A 15,130-nucleotide genomic window follows, 5' to 3' on the forward strand; every position below is an offset into this window, starting at 1 on the left:
GACAAATTTCGCTTCTTTATCCGCTCAGCACGCCACTTTCCCGGCAGCGTCCAAGCGGAATTCAACAGCCACAGCCTCTATATTTGAACGCAGTCTCGCTCCAAAATCTTTTGCAACATCGAGGTCACCACAGCAATCAACATTAGGGGCGAGTGGACTGATCCTGCGCGCATGCATCGCCATGCTGCTTTGCCTGTTCGCCGCATTCGCGCCGCCTGCCATTGCGCACGACCTGGCTGGCGAGATGCGCGTGCACGCCTTCGTGAAACCGGAAGGCGACCGCCTGCATGTGCTCGTGCGCATTCCGCTCGCGCTGCTCCTGAATGTCGATCTGCCCAAGCAGGGGCCGGGTTATCTTGCGCTGGGCCAGATCGAGCCCGGCATCGCGCGCGCGATCGAGGCGACCGACAAGGGTATCGATCTGTTCGAGGATGGCAGGTGGCTGTCGATGGCGCAGGGAACAGGGCGCATCTCGCTGCCGTCGGATCGTTCGTTCGACAGTTTCGACAGCGCCCGCACGCTGCTGCTTGGCCCCAAACTGCCCGATAACAGCTATGTGTTCTGGAACCAGGGCTATTTCGACGCCTATCTCGAATACCCGGTCCAATCCGTGCAATCGAGTTTCGTATTCGATTTCCATATCGCACCCGGCCTCGGCGACCGGCTGAAGGTCGACCTGCGCTACATCGCTCCGGGAGGGGTGGTGCGCGCCTATGAGTTTTCGGCGGGATCGGACCCGATCGCGCTTGATCCGCGCTGGCAGCAGGCCGCGTGGACGTTCGTGAAATCGGGGTTCGCGCATATCCTCGACGGCCCCGATCACCTGCTCTTCCTGCTGTGCCTCGTCATTCCATTCCGCCGGCTGGACTGGAATCTCGTCGGGGTGATCACGGCGTTCACGGTCGGGCATACGATCACGCTGCTGTTCGCCGCTTACCGCTTCGTGCCCGCGGGCGACTGGTTCGTGCCGCTGGTCGAATTCCTGATCGCGGCATCGATCCTGTACATGGCGGTCGAGAACCTCATCAAACCGGACATGCGGCGCCGATGGCTGGTCACCGGCATCTTCGGCCTGGTGCACGGCTTCGGCTTTTCCTTCCTGCTGCAGTCACAGCTTCAGTTCGCCGGTTCGCATCTTCTGCTGTCGCTGCTGGCCTTCAACATCGGCATCGAACTCGGCCAGCTCCTGGTGCTCGTGATTGCCATGCCTGCCCTGATACTCCTGTACCGCACCCGGGTCGCTCCGGAAAAAATCATTACCGCGGTGCTGTGCCTGCTGATCGGCCACACCGCCTGGCATTGGCTGACCGAACGGGCCGACGCGCTGAAGGAAGCGGACTGGTCGACCGCGGCCGATGCGCTGACGGTGCCCGTCCTGCTGGCGGTCTTCCTTCTTGCCGTCGCCGCTGCCGTCCGGGTAGTGCTGAAGCGCCAAGGGCGCGGCACGACGCTGAACACGCCGCGACTTGATTGAATGGCGGCAACCGGCCGGCGCGTTGCCGCGGCGCGCTATACTGGCCGCCCTTCCCGAACCTGTGATACCTGTGCCCGCCATGCCAATGACCTACGAGCAATACCTGGACGAAGTCACCACCCTGATGACGGAATTTTTCGATGTCAGCGATGAAGATGCCATCAAGCACGTGATGCGCGCGCAGGCTGCGGATTTCTTCACCCTGCACGACGACCTGCCGGAAATGCGCACGCAGGAACGCGCGGAACAGGATGCGAGGACGATCTACGAACAGCGCAACAAATCGCGTCCGCATGTGGCGCCGAAGCGGCCGGGACCGACGAATGCACAGGCAAAGGGGCCGGCGAGAGGACCAACTAAGGGATCAACCACGGGACCAACGAAGGAACCGATGAAGGGCCCGCCAAAAGGGAAGAAGTAAGCCGCGCTCAGTAGATCCACGGAATCAGTTTTTTCACCCGCGCCTGGTATTGCGCATAGTCCGGATAGCGTTCCGCCAGCCAGCGCTCTTCCTTGCGCGCCTTCATGTCGAAGAAAATGAACAGGATCAGCGTCAGGCCCAGTCGAAGCCCGCTGGTCGTGGCGAGCGCGATGCCGAGGCAGGCGAGCAAGACGCCGAGGTAGATCGGATGCCGCACGAAGCGGTAAGCGCCACTGGTGACCAGCTCGCCGTCCGGCTTCGGACGCGGCAGCGGCGTCAGTGATCGACCCAGATTCAAGGCGCTGCGAGCCAGCAGCAGCATGCCCAAGCCGGCAACAACCCATCCAAAGGCACGAAACGCCATCTCGTAGGGCCAGGGAGCCTTTCCTGAAGGCAGGGCAATGAACACGACCAGCAGCACCGCCTGGACCGCCACCCACATCTCGCCGCGCTGACCCATGCTGCCTCCGATCCGGATGCATGCGAATTCGCAACGAATCGACGCTGCGATATGCACAAATCAAATAAGGAACCGCAAAACAATTCGTTCGCTTTTGGCAAGCGTCTCTTTAACCTTGCGACATCATCGCCATTCCACTACCTCCAGGGAGAAGATATGCTGCTCAAGAAACTTGTTCAATCGGTATTTGTACTCGCGCTTGCCGCGCCGTCCGCATGGGCGGCGGACGTCAGCCTGCTCAACGTCTCCTACGATCCGACCCGCGAGCTTTACCAGGATTTCAACAAGGCATTCGCCAAGCAATGGAAAGCCCAGGGCGGCGACAATGTCACGGTCAAGCAGTCGCACGGCGGCTCGGGCAAACAGGCACGCTCGGTGATCGACGGCCTGAGCGCCGATGTCGTCACACTCGCCCTTGCCTATGATATCGACGAGATCGCGGCGCGCGGCCTGATCGGCACCGACTGGCAAAAGCGCCTGCCGAACAACAGCTCGCCGTACACCTCCACCATCGTCTTCCTGGTCCGCAAGGGCAATCCGAAAGGCATCAAGGACTGGAACGATCTCGCCAGGCCGGGCGTTTCGGTGATTACGCCAAATCCGAAAACCTCCGGCGGTGCACGCTGGAATTACCTGGCGGCATGGGGTTATGCGTTGAAACAGCCGGGCGGCAATGATGCGACCGCGCGGGATTTCGTCACGAAGATTTTCAAGAATGTGCCGGTGCTCGATTCCGGCGCGCGTGGTTCTACAACCACCTTCGTCGAGCGCGGCATCGGTGACGTGCTGCTCGCCTGGGAGAACGAAGCGATTCTCGCCATCAAGGAACTCGGCCCGGACAAGTTTGAAGTTGTTGCGCCCACGGTCAGCATCCTCGCCGAGCCGCCGGTCGCGGTGGTCGACAAGGTGGCCGACAAGAAAGGCACGCGCAAGGTGGCGGAAGCGTATGTGAAGTACCTGTACAGCGACGAAGGCCAGGAGATCGCCGCCCAGAACTACTACCGGCCGGTATCCGAGAAGGTTGCAAAGAAATACGAGGCGCAATTCCCGAAGGTGAAGCTGTTCACCATCGCGGAAGTATTCGGCGGCTGGGCTCCCGCGCAGAAAGCGCACTTCTCCGACGGCGGATCGTTTGACCAGATCTATCAGCCGGGCAAGAAATAAGCGCCCACAGCGAATAGATCGGATAAACCATGACAGTCCTCCTGCTCGCCGGCAGTCCGTCGATTCCATCGCGATCCACGCGGCTGCTGCATTACGCCGGCGACCGGCTCGCCACGCTGGGACACCGTTCGACCAAGCTGCATGTGCTCGACCTGCCGGCGCAAGCGCTGCTGCAGGCCGATTTCAGCAATGCCGATATCAAGAAAGCCAGGGTACAGGTCGAACAGGCCGATGCGGTCATCATCGGCACGCCGGTCTACAAGGCGGCATACAGCGGTGTCCTGAAAATCTTTCTCGACCTGCTGCCGCAGGATGGCTTCACCGGCAAGCTGGTGCTGCCGATCGCCACCGGCGGCAGCCAGTCGCACATGCTGGCGCTCGACTATGCGCTGCGCCCGGTCCTTGCCGGATTGGGGGCCAGGCACGTGCTGCCGAGCATCTACGCAACCGATGCGCAGGTCGGCTGGTCCGGCGACAAAGGCCTGACGATCGATCCCGCGATTCTGCAGCGTATCCACGACGGCGTGGAGCACCTTGCCGGCAATCTCGACGCGCTGCGCGCCGCCCGTTCCGCCGAGTTCATCCCGGTACCGTTCTCCCAGGTGCGATGTAGCGTCTGACGGTCATCGACTGGACGTAACACGCCCCACAGGTAATTCCCCCTTCTTCCAAGGCCGCCGGCACGCGGCTGTCGAAACCGCTTCCCATGGCGGAGGGGGATGCTTTTTTCAATTTTTCAGAACAAGGACAAAAAATGTATTCCAACGACAAACGTAACGCCAGACGGCGCGCCCTCGGATTGCTTTCCGCCACCGCACTCGGCGCAGTCACCGCCACATTCCCTTCCTTCGGTCTTGCGCAAGGCAAGCGCACGCTGCGGATCGGTTTCCAGAAATACGGCACGCTGACCATCCTGAAAGCGCGCGGCACGCTCGAGAAACGACTCGCGCCGCAGGGCATCGAGGTGAAGTGGAACGAATTCCCGTCCGGCCCGGTGCTGCTCGAAGGCCTGAACGTGGGCAGCGTGGATTTCGGCACGGTGGGCGAGGCGCCGCCGATCTTTGCCCAGGCCGCCGGTGCGAACCTGGTCTATGTCGCCAATGAACCGCCGTCGCCGCTGAGTGAAGCCATCGTGGTGCCGAAAACCTCGACGCTGAAAAGCGTGGCCGAGCTGAAGGGCAAGAAGGTTGTGCTCAACAAGGGGTCGAACGTTCACTATCTTCTGGTGAAGGCGCTGGAAAAAGTCGGCCTCGACTACAAGGATATCGAGACCGTGTTTCTTCCGCCGTCCGACGCGCGTGCCGCGTTCGAGCGGGGCAGTGTCGATGCCTGGGTGATCTGGGACCCGTTCCTCGCGGCGGCGGAGAAGCAGCTCGGCGCGCGCATCCTCGCCGACGGCAAGGGCCTGGTGGCCAATCATCAGTTCTTCCTGGCGTCGCGGCCTTATGCGGAAAAAAACCCGGACGTCATCCGCGAAGTGATCGACGAACTGGTCAAGGTCGACGAGTGGGCGGCGAAGAACATCAAGGAGACGGCGAGCATCCTGTCGGGCCAGATCGGGCTGGATGCCTCCATCGTCGAATTGGCCGCCTCGCGCTACACCTATGGCGTAAAGCCGATCACCGAGCAGGTGCTGGTGGAACAGCAAAAGATTGCCGACACCTTCGCCGCCCTGAAACTGATTCCGAAGAAGATCGCCGTCAAGGACGCAACGCTGCTCACCAAGCTGTAGCAACGAACCCATGACGGCTTCGGTCAGGAATGAACGCCATATCGGCATTCAGAAGGGCTCGGTGAACCTGACGCTGCTGAAACGCGGCAGGTGATCGCCGATGCCTTCTCCCGGCAGAACCTGATACCGAAACCGATACGGGTCGAGGATGCGGCCCGGCAACCCGCTTCTTCCAATAAGCCGTACATCGTGCAACGAAAGGAATTCACATGAGCCTCAACCTGTTCTGGTTTCTCCCTACCCACGGCGACAGCCGCTACCTCGGCACGACGCGCGGCGCGCGGTCGGTCACCTACGATTACCTGCGCCAGGTGGCGGTGGCCGCCGACACCAATGGCTACGACGGCGTGCTGATCCCCACCGGCCGTTCCTGCGAAGATCCGTGGGTGGTGGCATCGAGCCTGATCGGCGCGACGAAAAATCTTAAATTCCTGGTGGCCATCCGCCCCGGACTCAGCTCCCCCGGCCTCGCGGTCCGCACCGCGGCGACCTTCGACCGGCTGTCGGGTGGACGGCTGCTGGTGAACGTCGTGACCGGTGGCGATCAGGGCGAACTGGAAGCGGACGGCCTCTGGGCGAGCCATGAAGAGCGGTATGAAATCTCTGCCGAATTCCTGCGGGTCTGGCGTGCCGCGCTGTCGGGCGAAGGCGGCGATGCCGGATTCGACCACGATGGAAAACACATCAAGGTGAAGGGCGCCAAGACCCTGTATCCGCCGCTGCAGAAGCCGTATCCGCCGCTGTACTTCGGCGGGTCGTCGGAAGCCGCCCATGAACTCGCCGCGGAACAGGTCGATGTCTACCTGACCTGGGGCGAACCGCCGGCGGCAGTGGCGGAAAAGATTGCCGACATCCGCGCCCGCGCCGCGAAGCACGGCCGCACCGTGCGCTTCGGCATCCGCCTGCATGTCATCGTGCGCGAGACCAGCGAGGCCGCATGGAAGGCGGCGGACGAACTGATCAGCCACCTCGATGATGAAGTCATCGCGCGCGCCCAGGCTGCCTTCGCCAGGATGGACTCGGTCGGACAACGCCGCATGGCGGCCCTGCACGGCGGCAAGCGCGACAAGCTGGAAGTGTCGCCCAACCTGTGGGCGGGCGTCGGACTGGTGCGCGGCGGCGCAGGGACGGCGCTGGTGGGCGATCCGGAAACCGTGGCGGCGCGCATCCGCGAATATGCCGACCTTGGCATCGAAACCTTCATCTTCTCCGGTTATCCGCATCTCGAAGAATCCTATCGCTTCGCCGAACTGGTTTTTCCGCTCCTCGGCAGGCAGCGCAACGGCAACGACGAAGGGTCGCTGACCGGGCCGTTCGGCGAAGTGGTGGCGAATGGATTCCTTCCCAAGGTTTCGCAAAGCTAAGGAGACGCCCATGTCTGCAACTACTGCACAGGCGCAGGTCGCCGCGCGCGCATCTCCCGCATCGCGCGGACTTCCGGCAATCCCGTGGAACCGGCAGGCACTCGCCCGCCTCGCGCCATGGGCGGTGCCCGCAACACTGATGATCATTTGGCAGATCGCCGCCCAGGCCGGCTGGCTGTCCAGCCGCATCCTGCCGGAGCCGCTTGCCGTGCTGCGCAGTGCATGGTCGCTGGCGGCGTCAGGCGAGCTTTGGGAACACGTCCGCGTCAGCGCATGGCGTGCGACATCGGCATTCGCCGTCGGCGGCGGGCTCGGGCTGCTGCTGGGACTGCTGACCGGCACCTTCAGGCAGGCCGAAACCCTGCTCGACACGACGATCCAGATGGTGCGCAACATTCCTGCGCTGGCCCTGATCCCATTGGTGATCCTGTGGTTCGGGATCGATGAAGCGGCGAAGCTGTTCCTGGTATCGGTGGGGGTATTTTTCCCGGTGTACCTGAATACCTTCCATGGCATCCGCTCGGTCGACAAGGGGCTGGTCGAGATGGCGAAGAGTTATGGCCTGTCGGGATGGGCGCTGTACCGCGACGTCATCCTGCCGGGCGCATTGCCGTCGATCCTGGTCGGCGTGCGCTTCTCGCTCGGACTGGTGTGGGTCTTGCTGATCGTGTCCGAAACCATCTCGGCGCAATCCGGCATCGGCTACATGACGATGAATGCGCGCGAATTCCTGCAGACCGACGTCGTGCTGGTCGGCATCCTGCTGTATGCATTGCTGGGCAAACTCGCCGACGTGCTGGCGCGTACGCTCGAACGCACGGCGCTGCGCTGGCATCCCGGTTATCAATAAGGCGACTGACATGAAAAACACTGACATTGAACGCCGGAAGGTGAAGGACGTGGTATCGGCCGCCAGCCATGGCGTGCGGGTGGTGGTGAGGGATGTGTGGAAGTCCTACGCGGGGCGCGATGTGCTGAAAGCCATCGACCTGCAGATCGAGCCCGGTGAATTCGTCGCCGTGGTCGGGCGCAGCGGCTGCGGCAAGAGCACCCTGCTGCGGCTGATCGCCGGCCTCGAGCGCGCGGAGGAGGGCACCATCACGCTCGGCGCGCATGATGCCGGCGCAGGCCGGCCGGAGACGCGCATCATGTTCCAGGATTCCCGCCTGCTGCCATGGAAACGGGTGCTCGACAATGTCAGCCTCGGGCTGACGCGACGAAAGGCAAAGGCCAACGATGCGCTGCGCAATGTCGGCCTGGAGGACCGGGCCTGGGAATGGCCTGCCGTCCTGTCCGGTGGCCAGCGTCAGCGGGTGGCCCTGGCGCGCGCGCTGGTCCATGAGCCGCGGCTGCTGTTGCTGGACGAGCCGCTCGGCGCGCTCGATGCGCTGACGCGGATTGAAATGCAGCAGCTCATCGAATCGCTGTGGCAGGAACGCGGCTTCACCGCGGTGCTGGTCACCCATGACGTCCAGGAAGCGATCGCAATGGCCGACCGCGTGGTGCTGATCGAGGATGGACAGATCACGCTCGACGAACGGATTTCGTTGCCGCGTCCGCGGGCACGCGGCAACGCCGCGTTCGCTCACCTTGAAGAACGCATCCTGGCGCGGGTGCTGAAGCACGCGCCTTCCGGACCGGACACGCCGCTCGGCGATGTGTCCTTGCAAAAAACAGTCGGCCAGGTCGCATGGGCCATCTGATCATTTCTTACTTCGTTCAATCACACCAAAAGGGAACATCATGAGCATTCAGGCAATCAACGTACGCAACCAGTTTCGCGGCAAGGTGAAAGCCATCATCGACGGACCGGTGGTATCGGAAGTCGATATCGAAACGCCGGCGGGTATCGTCACCTCGGTGATCACGAGCCGCTCGGTGCGCGATCTCGGCTTGGAGCCAGGCGTCGAAGTCGTCGCGCTGGTCAAGGCAACGGAGGTATCGATCGCGAAGCTGTAACGGGATTGGCGGTACGGCGGATGATGCCGGTGCATTCCGGCATCATCCGCCGATTCAACGATTCGGCGATGTCGTTGGCTATCTCGCGTCGCGAAGCTCCCTGCGCAGGATCTTGCCGACCGGTGTCTTGGGAAGATCGGACCGGAACTCGATCACCTTCGGCTGCTTGTAGCTGGTCAGGTTCGCCCGGCAATACTCCCGCACCTTCTCTTCGGTCAGCCCCGCGTCCTTCTTCACGATCACCAACTTGACGGCTTCGCCCGTCTTTTCATCGGGCACGCCCACCACCGCGCATTCCAGCACGCCATCCAGCGTGGCGACAACGTCTTCCACTTCGTTCGGATACACATTGAAACCGGAGACCAGCACCATATCCTTCTTGCGGTCGATGATCTTGAAGTAGCCGCGCGCGTCCATCACGCCGATGTCACCGCTTTTGAAAAAGCCGTCCGCGGTCATCACCTTGGCGGTTTCATCGGGCCGCTGCCAGTAGCCCGCCATCACCTGCGGACCCTTGATGGCGATCTCGCCCGGCTGGCCGACCGGCACTTCATTGCCGTCGTCGTCCAGGCATTTCATCAGGGTGCCGGGGAGCGGCACGCCGATCGTGCCGGAGAACGCGGTGTTCGTGGTCGGATTGCAGCTCGCGCTGGGAGACGTCTCCGACAAGCCGTAGCCCTCGCAGATCGGGCAGCCGGTCTTTTCCAGCCATTGCCTGGCGACCGCGGCCTGCACGGCCATGCCGCCGCCGAGGGACACCTTGAGGTTCTTCCAATTCACCGTGTGGAAGTCCGGATGGTTCGCCAACCCGTTGAACAAGGTGTTCACCGCCGGGAAGGCATGGAAAGTCTGCGTGGAGAGCTCCTTGAAAACGGCCTTCAGGTCGCGCGGATTCGGGATGAGGATCAGTTTTCCGCCGGTTCGCAGGGACAGCATCATGCAGCAGGTGAACGCGAAGATATGGTAAAGCGGCAGCGCGCAGACGCCGGTCGGCTGCTCATTGTCCGGCACCTTGCTCATGGACGGCGCATTCCAGGCGTCGGACTGGAGGACATTGGCAATCAGGTTTCGATGCAGCAGCACGGCGCCCTTCGACACGCCGGTGGTACCGCCGGTGTACTGAAGGACAGCGACGTCGTCGGGACCGGCATCGACGATCTGCGGCTTTCGCTCCTGTCCGTGCGAGATGGCATCGTTGAAGCGCACCGCGCCCGGCAGGGAAAACGCCGGCACCAGTTTCTTCACCTTGCGCACGACGTAGTTGACGATGCTGCCCTTGACCGGGCCGAGCATGTCACCCATCGACGCGAGCACGACATGCCTGACCGCCGTATTGCCGATGCATTGCTGGAGCGTGTTCGCAAAATTTTCGATGATGACGATCGCCTTGGCGCCGGAGTCTTTCAGCTGATGCTCCAGCTCGCGCGGGGTGTACAGCGGATTCACGTTGACCACCACCATCCCGGCGCGCAGGATCGCGGCGACGGCGATCGGGTACTGGGGCACATTGGGCATCATGATCGCCACGCGGTCGCCCTTGGCCAGGCCAAGTCCCTGCAGATACGCGCACAGTTTCCAGCTCATGCTGTCGGTCAGGCCGAAGCTGAATTCCTTGCCCATGAATACGTAGGCAGGCCGCGATGCGAACTTCTCGAAGCTTTCGTTGATCAATTTGACCAGCGATCTGTATTGCGTCGTGTCGATGTCCGCCGGCACGCCGGGCGGATAGGCAGAAAGCCATGGACGATGTTCCGCGAGGTCGGCTGCTTGCTGTTGAAGGTTCATTGTTGTCTCCGCTTATGGTCTGTACCAGATTTTTTATATCGGACTTGCACGGCATGCCTTGTCAAAGGCGATCCTGGCGCAAAAGGGAGTGCCCCGGTTCGCGCCGGATTATTTAAGCATCTTTGCCGGCGCATGAACACCAGATCGCTGATTTAATCCGCTCGGCAACGCCTTTCGGCATAGCCGGCTTTTCTCCTTATTTGAAATCGTCCTATGTAAATGCAAAAAAAGTCGTTTTGTTTATAACGACTGAGTGCAATTATTGCGCCTCTATAGCTGTTTTTGTAATAAGCAGTCGTTTCCATCGATCACCAACACCCCGAATCCGTCGGCAAGTATCGCCAATCGGGGGAACGACATGGAGCGGCGCAAGGGGAGAAGCATGGCTGGTGCAATAGCAACATGGGGATTCAAGGGCGGACTATCGCGAAGCGGTCCGAAGCGGGTCATGCCCGGCTTCAATCTGTCGCTTGGATTCACACTGCTGTATCTCGCGCTCATCGTTCTCATCCCGTTGTCAGCGGTCTTCCTGAAAACGTTCACCATGTCGTGGGACGCATTCTGGTCCGCGGTAACGTCCGACCGGGTGATGGCGTCCTACCGGCTGACCTTCGGCGCTTCCCTGATCGCGGCCGCGCTCAATGTCCTTTTCGGTGGCATCGTGGCCTGGGTACTGGTGCGTTACCGCTTTCCCGGCAAGAAGCTGATCGATGCCCTGGTCGACCTGCCGTTTGCGCTGCCGACCGCCGTCGCCGGCATCGCATTGACGGCGCTGTACTCGCCGGCCGGCTGGATCGGCCGTTACCTGGAACCGCTGGGAATCAAGGTGGCCTTCACACCGCTCGGCGTCCTTGTCGCGTTGACCTTCATCGGCCTGCCGTTCGTCGTGCGCACGGTGCAGCCGGTGCTGGAAGAAGCCGAGCGCGAGCTTGAGGAAGCCGCCGCCAGCCTGGGCGCGGATCGCTGGCAAACTTTCACCAGGGTGATTTTCCCGACCGTCCTGCCGGCCTTCCTGACCGGCTTTGCGCTTGCCTTCGCCCGCGCCACCGGCGAATACGGCTCGGTGATTTTCATTGCCGGCAACATGCCGATGGTGTCGGAAATCACGCCGCTGTTCATCATCACCAAGCTCGAACAATACGATTACACCGGCGCCACCGCCATCGCGGTCGTGATGCTGATCGTGTCCTTCCTGTTGCTGCTTACCATCAACCTGTTGCAAGCCTGGACGCGCAAGCGCGGCCGGCCTGAGAAAGTCTGATATGGCCGGAGCCGCCGTTAGCCTTCCCATTTCCGCCCAGCCGCGCGGCGAACCGGCCTATGCGCCGGCCGCGACGGTCGAACCGTTATGGGTGCGCGCGCTGCTGATCGGCATCGCTCTTGCATTCCTTACCCTGTTCCTGTTCATCCCGCTGATTGCCGTCTTCACCGAGGCGCTGAAGAAGGGATGGGACACTTACATCACCGCGCTCATCGAGCCCGATGCGGTGGCTGCAATCAAGCTCACGCTGCTGACCGCATCGATCGCCGTGCCGCTGAACCTGGTGTTCGGCGTCGCCGCCGCATGGTGCATCGCGAAATTTGAATTCCGCGGCAAGAACATCCTGCTTACCCTGATCGACCTGCCGTTCTCAGTGTCGCCGGTGATCGCCGGCCTGATCTACGTGCTGCTGTTCGGCGCGCAGGGATGGTTCGGCTCGTGGCTGGCCGAGCACGACATCAAGATCCTGTTCGCGGTGCCGGGCATCGTGCTCGCCACCATGTTCGTCACCTTTCCATTTGTCGCCCGCGAACTGATCCCGCTGATGCAGTCGCAGGGCACGGAAGAGGAAGAGGCGGCGCTGGTATTGGGTGCGTCCGGCTGGCGCACCTTCTGGCATGTCACGCTGCCGAACATCAAATGGGGCCTGCTGTACGGCGTGATCCTCTGCAATGCCCGCGCGATGGGCGAGTTCGGCGCGGTGTCGGTCGTCTCCGGGCACATCCGCGGCGAGACCAACACGATGCCCCTGCACGTGGAAATTCTGTACAACGAATACAACTTTGTCGCCGCCTTCGCCACCGCCTCGGTGCTGGCGCTGCTCGCACTCGTCACGCTTGCGCTGAAGTCCTTCATCGAATGGCGCGCGCACGGACCTCACCAGCAAACGGACCAGGAATAATCATGGGCATTGAAGTCAAACACATCCAGAAACGTTTCGGCAACTTCGTCGCACTCGACAACGTATCGCTGAATTTCGCGCCGGGCGAACTGACCGCCTTGCTGGGCCCGTCCGGCTGCGGCAAGACGACCCTGCTGCGCATCATCGCCGGACTGGAGCAGCCGGATTCCGGCCAGGTGTTCCTCGACGGCGAGGATGCGTCGGGCCACCACGTGCGCGAGCGCCAGGTCGGTTTCGTATTCCAGCACTATGCGCTGTTCAAGCACATGAGCGTGTTCGAAAACATCGCCTTCGGCCTGCGCGTGAAGCCGCGCAACGTGCGTCCGTCCGAGACGGAGATCAGGAAGAAGGTGATGTCGCTGCTGGAGCTGGTGCAGCTCGACTGGCTGGCCGACCGCTATCCGCCGCAGCTCTCCGGCGGCCAGCGTCAGCGCATCGCGCTGGCCCGCGCGCTCGCGGTGGAGCCGCGCGTGCTGCTGCTCGACGAACCGTTCGGCGCGCTCGACGCGAAGGTGCGCAAGGAATTGCGCCGCTGGCTGCGCCGCCTGCATGACGAGCTGCATGTCACCAGTATTTTCGTCACCCACGACCAGGAGGAGGCGCTCGAAGTCGCCGACCGCATCGTGCTGATGAACAAGGGCAAGGTGGAACAGATCGGCTCGCCAAACGATGTCTACAATCATCCCGCGTCGCCCTTCGTCTACGGCTTCCTCGGCAACGTCAACCTGTTCCATGGACGGGTGCATGAAGGCGTGCTGGATGCGGGCGGCGTTGCGCTGGATGCGCCCGACCATGCGCAGGCGCGCGACGCCACCGGCGTCGGCTACGTGCGTCCGCATGACATCGAGATCGAACGCTATACCGGCGACGCTGAAGGCATCGTCGCACGCCTGCGCCGCGCCCATGCGATCGGTCCGCTGGCGCAGCTCGACCTCGAACGGGCGGACAACAAGCAGCTCATCGAAGCCGTGATTTCCACCGAACGGTACATGCACCTCGGCCTGGTGGAAGGCGACACGCTGGTGGTGCGGCCGAAGCGGCTGCGCGTATTCGTCGATGAAGCGGTGTAAGCGGAGACCGGCATGAATTTTCAGCAGCTACGTTCCGTCAGGGAAGCGGCCCGCCGGGGGTACAACCTGACCGAGGTTGCCAACGTTCTTTTCACCTCGCAGCCCGGCGTCAGCCGCCAGATCCGCGAACTGGAGGAAGAACTCGGCGTGGAGATTTTCGAGCGCAACGGCAAGCGGCTGACCGGGCTGACCGAGCCGGGCAAGGGCATCCTGCACATTATCGAGCGCCTGTTGCTCGAAGCGGAAAACCTGCGCCAGGCGAGCCAGGAATATGCCGGCGAGAAAAGCGGCACGCTGGCGATCGCCACGACGCACACCCAGGCACGCTATGTGCTGCCGCAGGTGGTGCAGTCCTTCCGCGCGTCGTTCCCGGATGTGCGCGTGGCACTCCAGCAAAGCTCGCCGGAGCATATCGCCGAGTGGGTGATTTCCGGCAAGGCCGATGTCGGCATCGCGACCGAGGGCCTCAGCCAGTTCGAGGAACTGGTGTCCTTTCCGTGCTATCGCTGGAGCCACGTCATCGCCGTGCCGGAAGGACATCCGCTGACCCGCATCGGCAAGGTATCGTTGCAGGACCTCGCCGCCTATCCGCTGATCACCTATGACGTCGGCTTCACCGGGCGCGGTCATATCGATGATGCATTCCGTGAAGCGCAGATCCCGACCGATATCGTATTGACCGCGATGGATTCCGACGTGATCCAGCAGTATGTCGCGCTCGGGCTCGGCGTCGGCATCGTCGCCTCGATGGCAGCCGACCACAATCTCGCGCCGGGCCTGCGCGCGGTCGAGGCTGCCCACCTGTTTGCACCCAACGTTACGCGCCTTGCGGTGCGGCGCGGCGCCTACCTGCGTTCCTACATCTATGACTTCATCCTGCAGTTCGCCCCGGAACTGCGGCGCCAGGATATCGAGACGGCGCTCAATGCCGGCGCATAAGTAACGACATCGACCGGCCGGCTTTTTCCGGCTATCTGATCGGAAGCCGGGTCGTGTACTTCACTTCCTCCATCACCGCATAGGTGTGCGTCTCGCGCACGCCTTTCAACTGCAGCAGCGACTTGCCGAGAAATTCCCGGTAGGCATTCATATCCTTTACCCGCGCCTTGACGAGATAGTCGAAACCGCCGGCGACCATGTGGCATTCGAGTACCTCGGGAATCGCCTGCACGCTACGCTTGAACGCGTCGAAGACATCCGGCGTCGTACGGTCTAGCACCACTTCGATGAACACCAGCAGCGCCACGTCGAGCAGCTCGGGATTGAGCTGTGCGGTGTAGCCCATGATGTAGCCGGTGTCCTGCAGCCGTCGTACTCGCTCCAGGCACGCCGCTGGCGAGAGGTTGACGCGTGAGGCGAGTTCGACGTTGCTGATGCGGCCATCGTTCTGGAGTTCGGAGAGGATGTTTTTGCTGATTTTGTCGAGCATGGGGGGTGGATGTTTTGTTGTTCGGTTTAGCTTCTATGAATGCATTGCAAATCAAGTGCGCGCTACGAACCAAGTTCTCCCAGCGCTCCGTAAGGTTCCCTCCCCCTTGC

Annotated in this window: 16 protein-coding genes; 13 read left to right on the forward strand and 3 right to left on the reverse strand. The window is 62.2% G+C overall.

Annotation, left to right across the window (positions count from 1 at the left end; all coding sequences use genetic code 11):
- Nucleotides 1-181 precede the first annotated feature (181 nt).
- Both V7080_RS14800 and V7080_RS14805 read left to right on the forward strand, forming a co-directional pair.
- Nucleotides 182-1,474 carry a HupE/UreJ family protein gene (locus V7080_RS14800; protein WP_334189160.1) on the forward strand — a complete coding sequence of 431 codons (1,293 nt, stop codon included), beginning with the start codon at nt 182-184 and terminating at the stop codon, nt 1,472-1,474.
- 79 nt (nt 1,475-1,553) lie between these two features.
- Nucleotides 1,554-1,895 (forward strand): hypothetical protein, encoded by a 342-nt coding sequence (locus tag V7080_RS14805; protein WP_334189161.1) that lies wholly within the window; start codon nt 1,554-1,556, stop codon nt 1,893-1,895.
- A gap of 7 nt (nt 1,896-1,902) precedes the next feature.
- Here V7080_RS14805 and V7080_RS14810 read toward each other — a convergent pair whose 3' ends face one another.
- The gene (locus V7080_RS14810; protein WP_334189162.1) at nt 1,903-2,355 is read right to left on the reverse strand and encodes a methyltransferase family protein; all 453 of its coding nucleotides are present in this window, start codon (nt 2,353-2,355) and stop codon (nt 1,903-1,905) included.
- Between the two features lie 156 nt (nt 2,356-2,511).
- On the opposite strand from V7080_RS14810, the gene V7080_RS14815 reads away from it, so the two are divergent.
- The 7 genes from V7080_RS14815 (at nt 2,512) to V7080_RS14845 (ending at nt 8,574) form a co-directional block, all read left to right on the forward strand.
- Nucleotides 2,512-3,519, forward strand: a complete 1,008-nt coding sequence (locus tag V7080_RS14815) for a sulfate ABC transporter substrate-binding protein (RefSeq protein WP_334189163.1) — start codon at nt 2,512-2,514, stop codon at nt 3,517-3,519.
- Between the two features lie 29 nt (nt 3,520-3,548).
- Nucleotides 3,549-4,139 (forward strand): NADPH-dependent FMN reductase, encoded by a 591-nt coding sequence (gene ssuE / locus V7080_RS14820; RefSeq protein WP_334189164.1) that lies wholly within the window; start codon nt 3,549-3,551, stop codon nt 4,137-4,139.
- Between the two features lie 134 nt (nt 4,140-4,273).
- Complete coding sequence (locus V7080_RS14825; RefSeq protein WP_334189165.1) at nt 4,274-5,251, forward strand: sulfonate ABC transporter substrate-binding protein; 978 nt, start codon at nt 4,274-4,276, stop codon at nt 5,249-5,251.
- Between the two features lie 209 nt (nt 5,252-5,460).
- Nucleotides 5,461-6,615: an FMNH2-dependent alkanesulfonate monooxygenase gene (gene ssuD / locus V7080_RS14830; protein WP_334189166.1), complete on the forward strand. Its 1,155-nt coding sequence runs from the start codon at nt 5,461-5,463 to the stop codon at nt 6,613-6,615.
- Between the two features lie 10 nt (nt 6,616-6,625).
- Entirely contained in the window at nt 6,626-7,465 is an 840-nt protein-coding gene (gene ssuC, locus V7080_RS14835) for an aliphatic sulfonate ABC transporter permease SsuC (protein ID WP_334189167.1), read from the forward strand.
- A 10-nt stretch (nt 7,466-7,475) separates the two neighbouring features.
- Nucleotides 7,476-8,318, forward strand: a complete 843-nt coding sequence (locus V7080_RS14840) for an ATP-binding cassette domain-containing protein (RefSeq protein ID WP_334189168.1) — start codon at nt 7,476-7,478, stop codon at nt 8,316-8,318.
- A 40-nt stretch (nt 8,319-8,358) separates the two neighbouring features.
- Nucleotides 8,359-8,574, forward strand: a complete 216-nt coding sequence (locus tag V7080_RS14845) for a TOBE domain-containing protein (RefSeq protein WP_326860582.1) — start codon at nt 8,359-8,361, stop codon at nt 8,572-8,574.
- 78 nt (nt 8,575-8,652) lie between these two features.
- Here V7080_RS14845 and V7080_RS14850 read toward each other — a convergent pair whose 3' ends face one another.
- On the reverse strand, nt 8,653-10,359 hold the full coding sequence (locus tag V7080_RS14850; RefSeq protein ID WP_334189169.1) for a long-chain-fatty-acid--CoA ligase: 1,707 nt from the start codon (nt 10,357-10,359) through the stop codon (nt 8,653-8,655).
- Nucleotides 10,360-10,741: 382 nt separating this feature from the next.
- Here V7080_RS14850 and cysT point away from each other — a divergent pair, with 382 nt between their 5' ends.
- Genes cysT through V7080_RS14870 form a run of 4 tightly spaced genes read left to right on the forward strand, consistent with a single transcriptional unit; the run spans nt 10,742 to nt 14,530 of the window.
- Complete coding sequence (gene cysT / locus V7080_RS14855) at nt 10,742-11,620, forward strand: sulfate ABC transporter permease subunit CysT (RefSeq protein ID WP_334189170.1); 879 nt, start codon at nt 10,742-10,744, stop codon at nt 11,618-11,620.
- Between the two features lies 1 nt (nt 11,621).
- Nucleotides 11,622-12,521, forward strand: a complete 900-nt coding sequence (gene cysW, locus V7080_RS14860) for a sulfate ABC transporter permease subunit CysW (RefSeq protein ID WP_334189171.1) — start codon at nt 11,622-11,624, stop codon at nt 12,519-12,521.
- A gap of 2 nt (nt 12,522-12,523) precedes the next feature.
- On the forward strand, nt 12,524-13,591 hold the full coding sequence (locus V7080_RS14865) for a sulfate/molybdate ABC transporter ATP-binding protein (RefSeq protein WP_334189172.1): 1,068 nt from the start codon (nt 12,524-12,526) through the stop codon (nt 13,589-13,591).
- Between the two features lie 12 nt (nt 13,592-13,603).
- A complete protein-coding gene (locus V7080_RS14870) occupies nt 13,604-14,530 on the forward strand; it encodes a CysB family HTH-type transcriptional regulator (protein WP_334189173.1) in 927 nt (308 codons plus the stop codon).
- Nucleotides 14,531-14,561: 31 nt separating this feature from the next.
- On the opposite strand, the gene V7080_RS14875 is transcribed toward V7080_RS14870, so the two are convergent.
- Entirely contained in the window at nt 14,562-15,020 is a 459-nt protein-coding gene (locus V7080_RS14875) for an Lrp/AsnC ligand binding domain-containing protein (RefSeq protein WP_334189174.1), read from the reverse strand.
- Nucleotides 15,021-15,130 lie beyond the last annotated feature (110 nt).

The organism is Noviherbaspirillum sp., from assembly GCF_036846085.1.
In the GTDB taxonomy this organism is placed as follows: domain Bacteria; phylum Pseudomonadota; class Gammaproteobacteria; order Burkholderiales; family Burkholderiaceae_D; genus Noviherbaspirillum.

Coding starts and splice junctions, on each gene's coding strand:
- V7080_RS14850 (WP_334189169.1), bottom strand. CDS start 10,359: ATGAACCTTCAACAGCAAGCAGCCGACCTCGCGGAACATCGTCCATGG.
- ssuC (WP_334189167.1), top strand. CDS start 6,626: ATGTCTGCAACTACTGCACAGGCGCAGGTCGCCGCGCGCGCATCTCCC.
- V7080_RS14870 (WP_334189173.1), top strand. CDS start 13,604: ATGAATTTTCAGCAGCTACGTTCCGTCAGGGAAGCGGCCCGCCGGGGG.
- V7080_RS14875 (WP_334189174.1), bottom strand. CDS start 15,020: ATGCTCGACAAAATCAGCAAAAACATCCTCTCCGAACTCCAGAACGAT.
- V7080_RS14800 (WP_334189160.1), top strand. CDS start 182: ATGCTGCTTTGCCTGTTCGCCGCATTCGCGCCGCCTGCCATTGCGCAC.
- V7080_RS14815 (WP_334189163.1), top strand. CDS start 2,512: ATGCTGCTCAAGAAACTTGTTCAATCGGTATTTGTACTCGCGCTTGCC.
- V7080_RS14825 (WP_334189165.1), top strand. CDS start 4,274: ATGTATTCCAACGACAAACGTAACGCCAGACGGCGCGCCCTCGGATTG.
- cysT (WP_334189170.1), top strand. CDS start 10,742: ATGGCTGGTGCAATAGCAACATGGGGATTCAAGGGCGGACTATCGCGA.
- ssuD (WP_334189166.1), top strand. CDS start 5,461: ATGAGCCTCAACCTGTTCTGGTTTCTCCCTACCCACGGCGACAGCCGC.
- V7080_RS14805 (WP_334189161.1), top strand. CDS start 1,554: ATGCCAATGACCTACGAGCAATACCTGGACGAAGTCACCACCCTGATG.
- ssuE (WP_334189164.1), top strand. CDS start 3,549: ATGACAGTCCTCCTGCTCGCCGGCAGTCCGTCGATTCCATCGCGATCC.
- V7080_RS14810 (WP_334189162.1), bottom strand. CDS start 2,355: ATGGGTCAGCGCGGCGAGATGTGGGTGGCGGTCCAGGCGGTGCTGCTG.
- V7080_RS14845 (WP_326860582.1), top strand. CDS start 8,359: ATGAGCATTCAGGCAATCAACGTACGCAACCAGTTTCGCGGCAAGGTG.
- V7080_RS14865 (WP_334189172.1), top strand. CDS start 12,524: ATGGGCATTGAAGTCAAACACATCCAGAAACGTTTCGGCAACTTCGTC.
- cysW (WP_334189171.1), top strand. CDS start 11,622: ATGGCCGGAGCCGCCGTTAGCCTTCCCATTTCCGCCCAGCCGCGCGGC.
- V7080_RS14840 (WP_334189168.1), top strand. CDS start 7,476: ATGAAAAACACTGACATTGAACGCCGGAAGGTGAAGGACGTGGTATCG.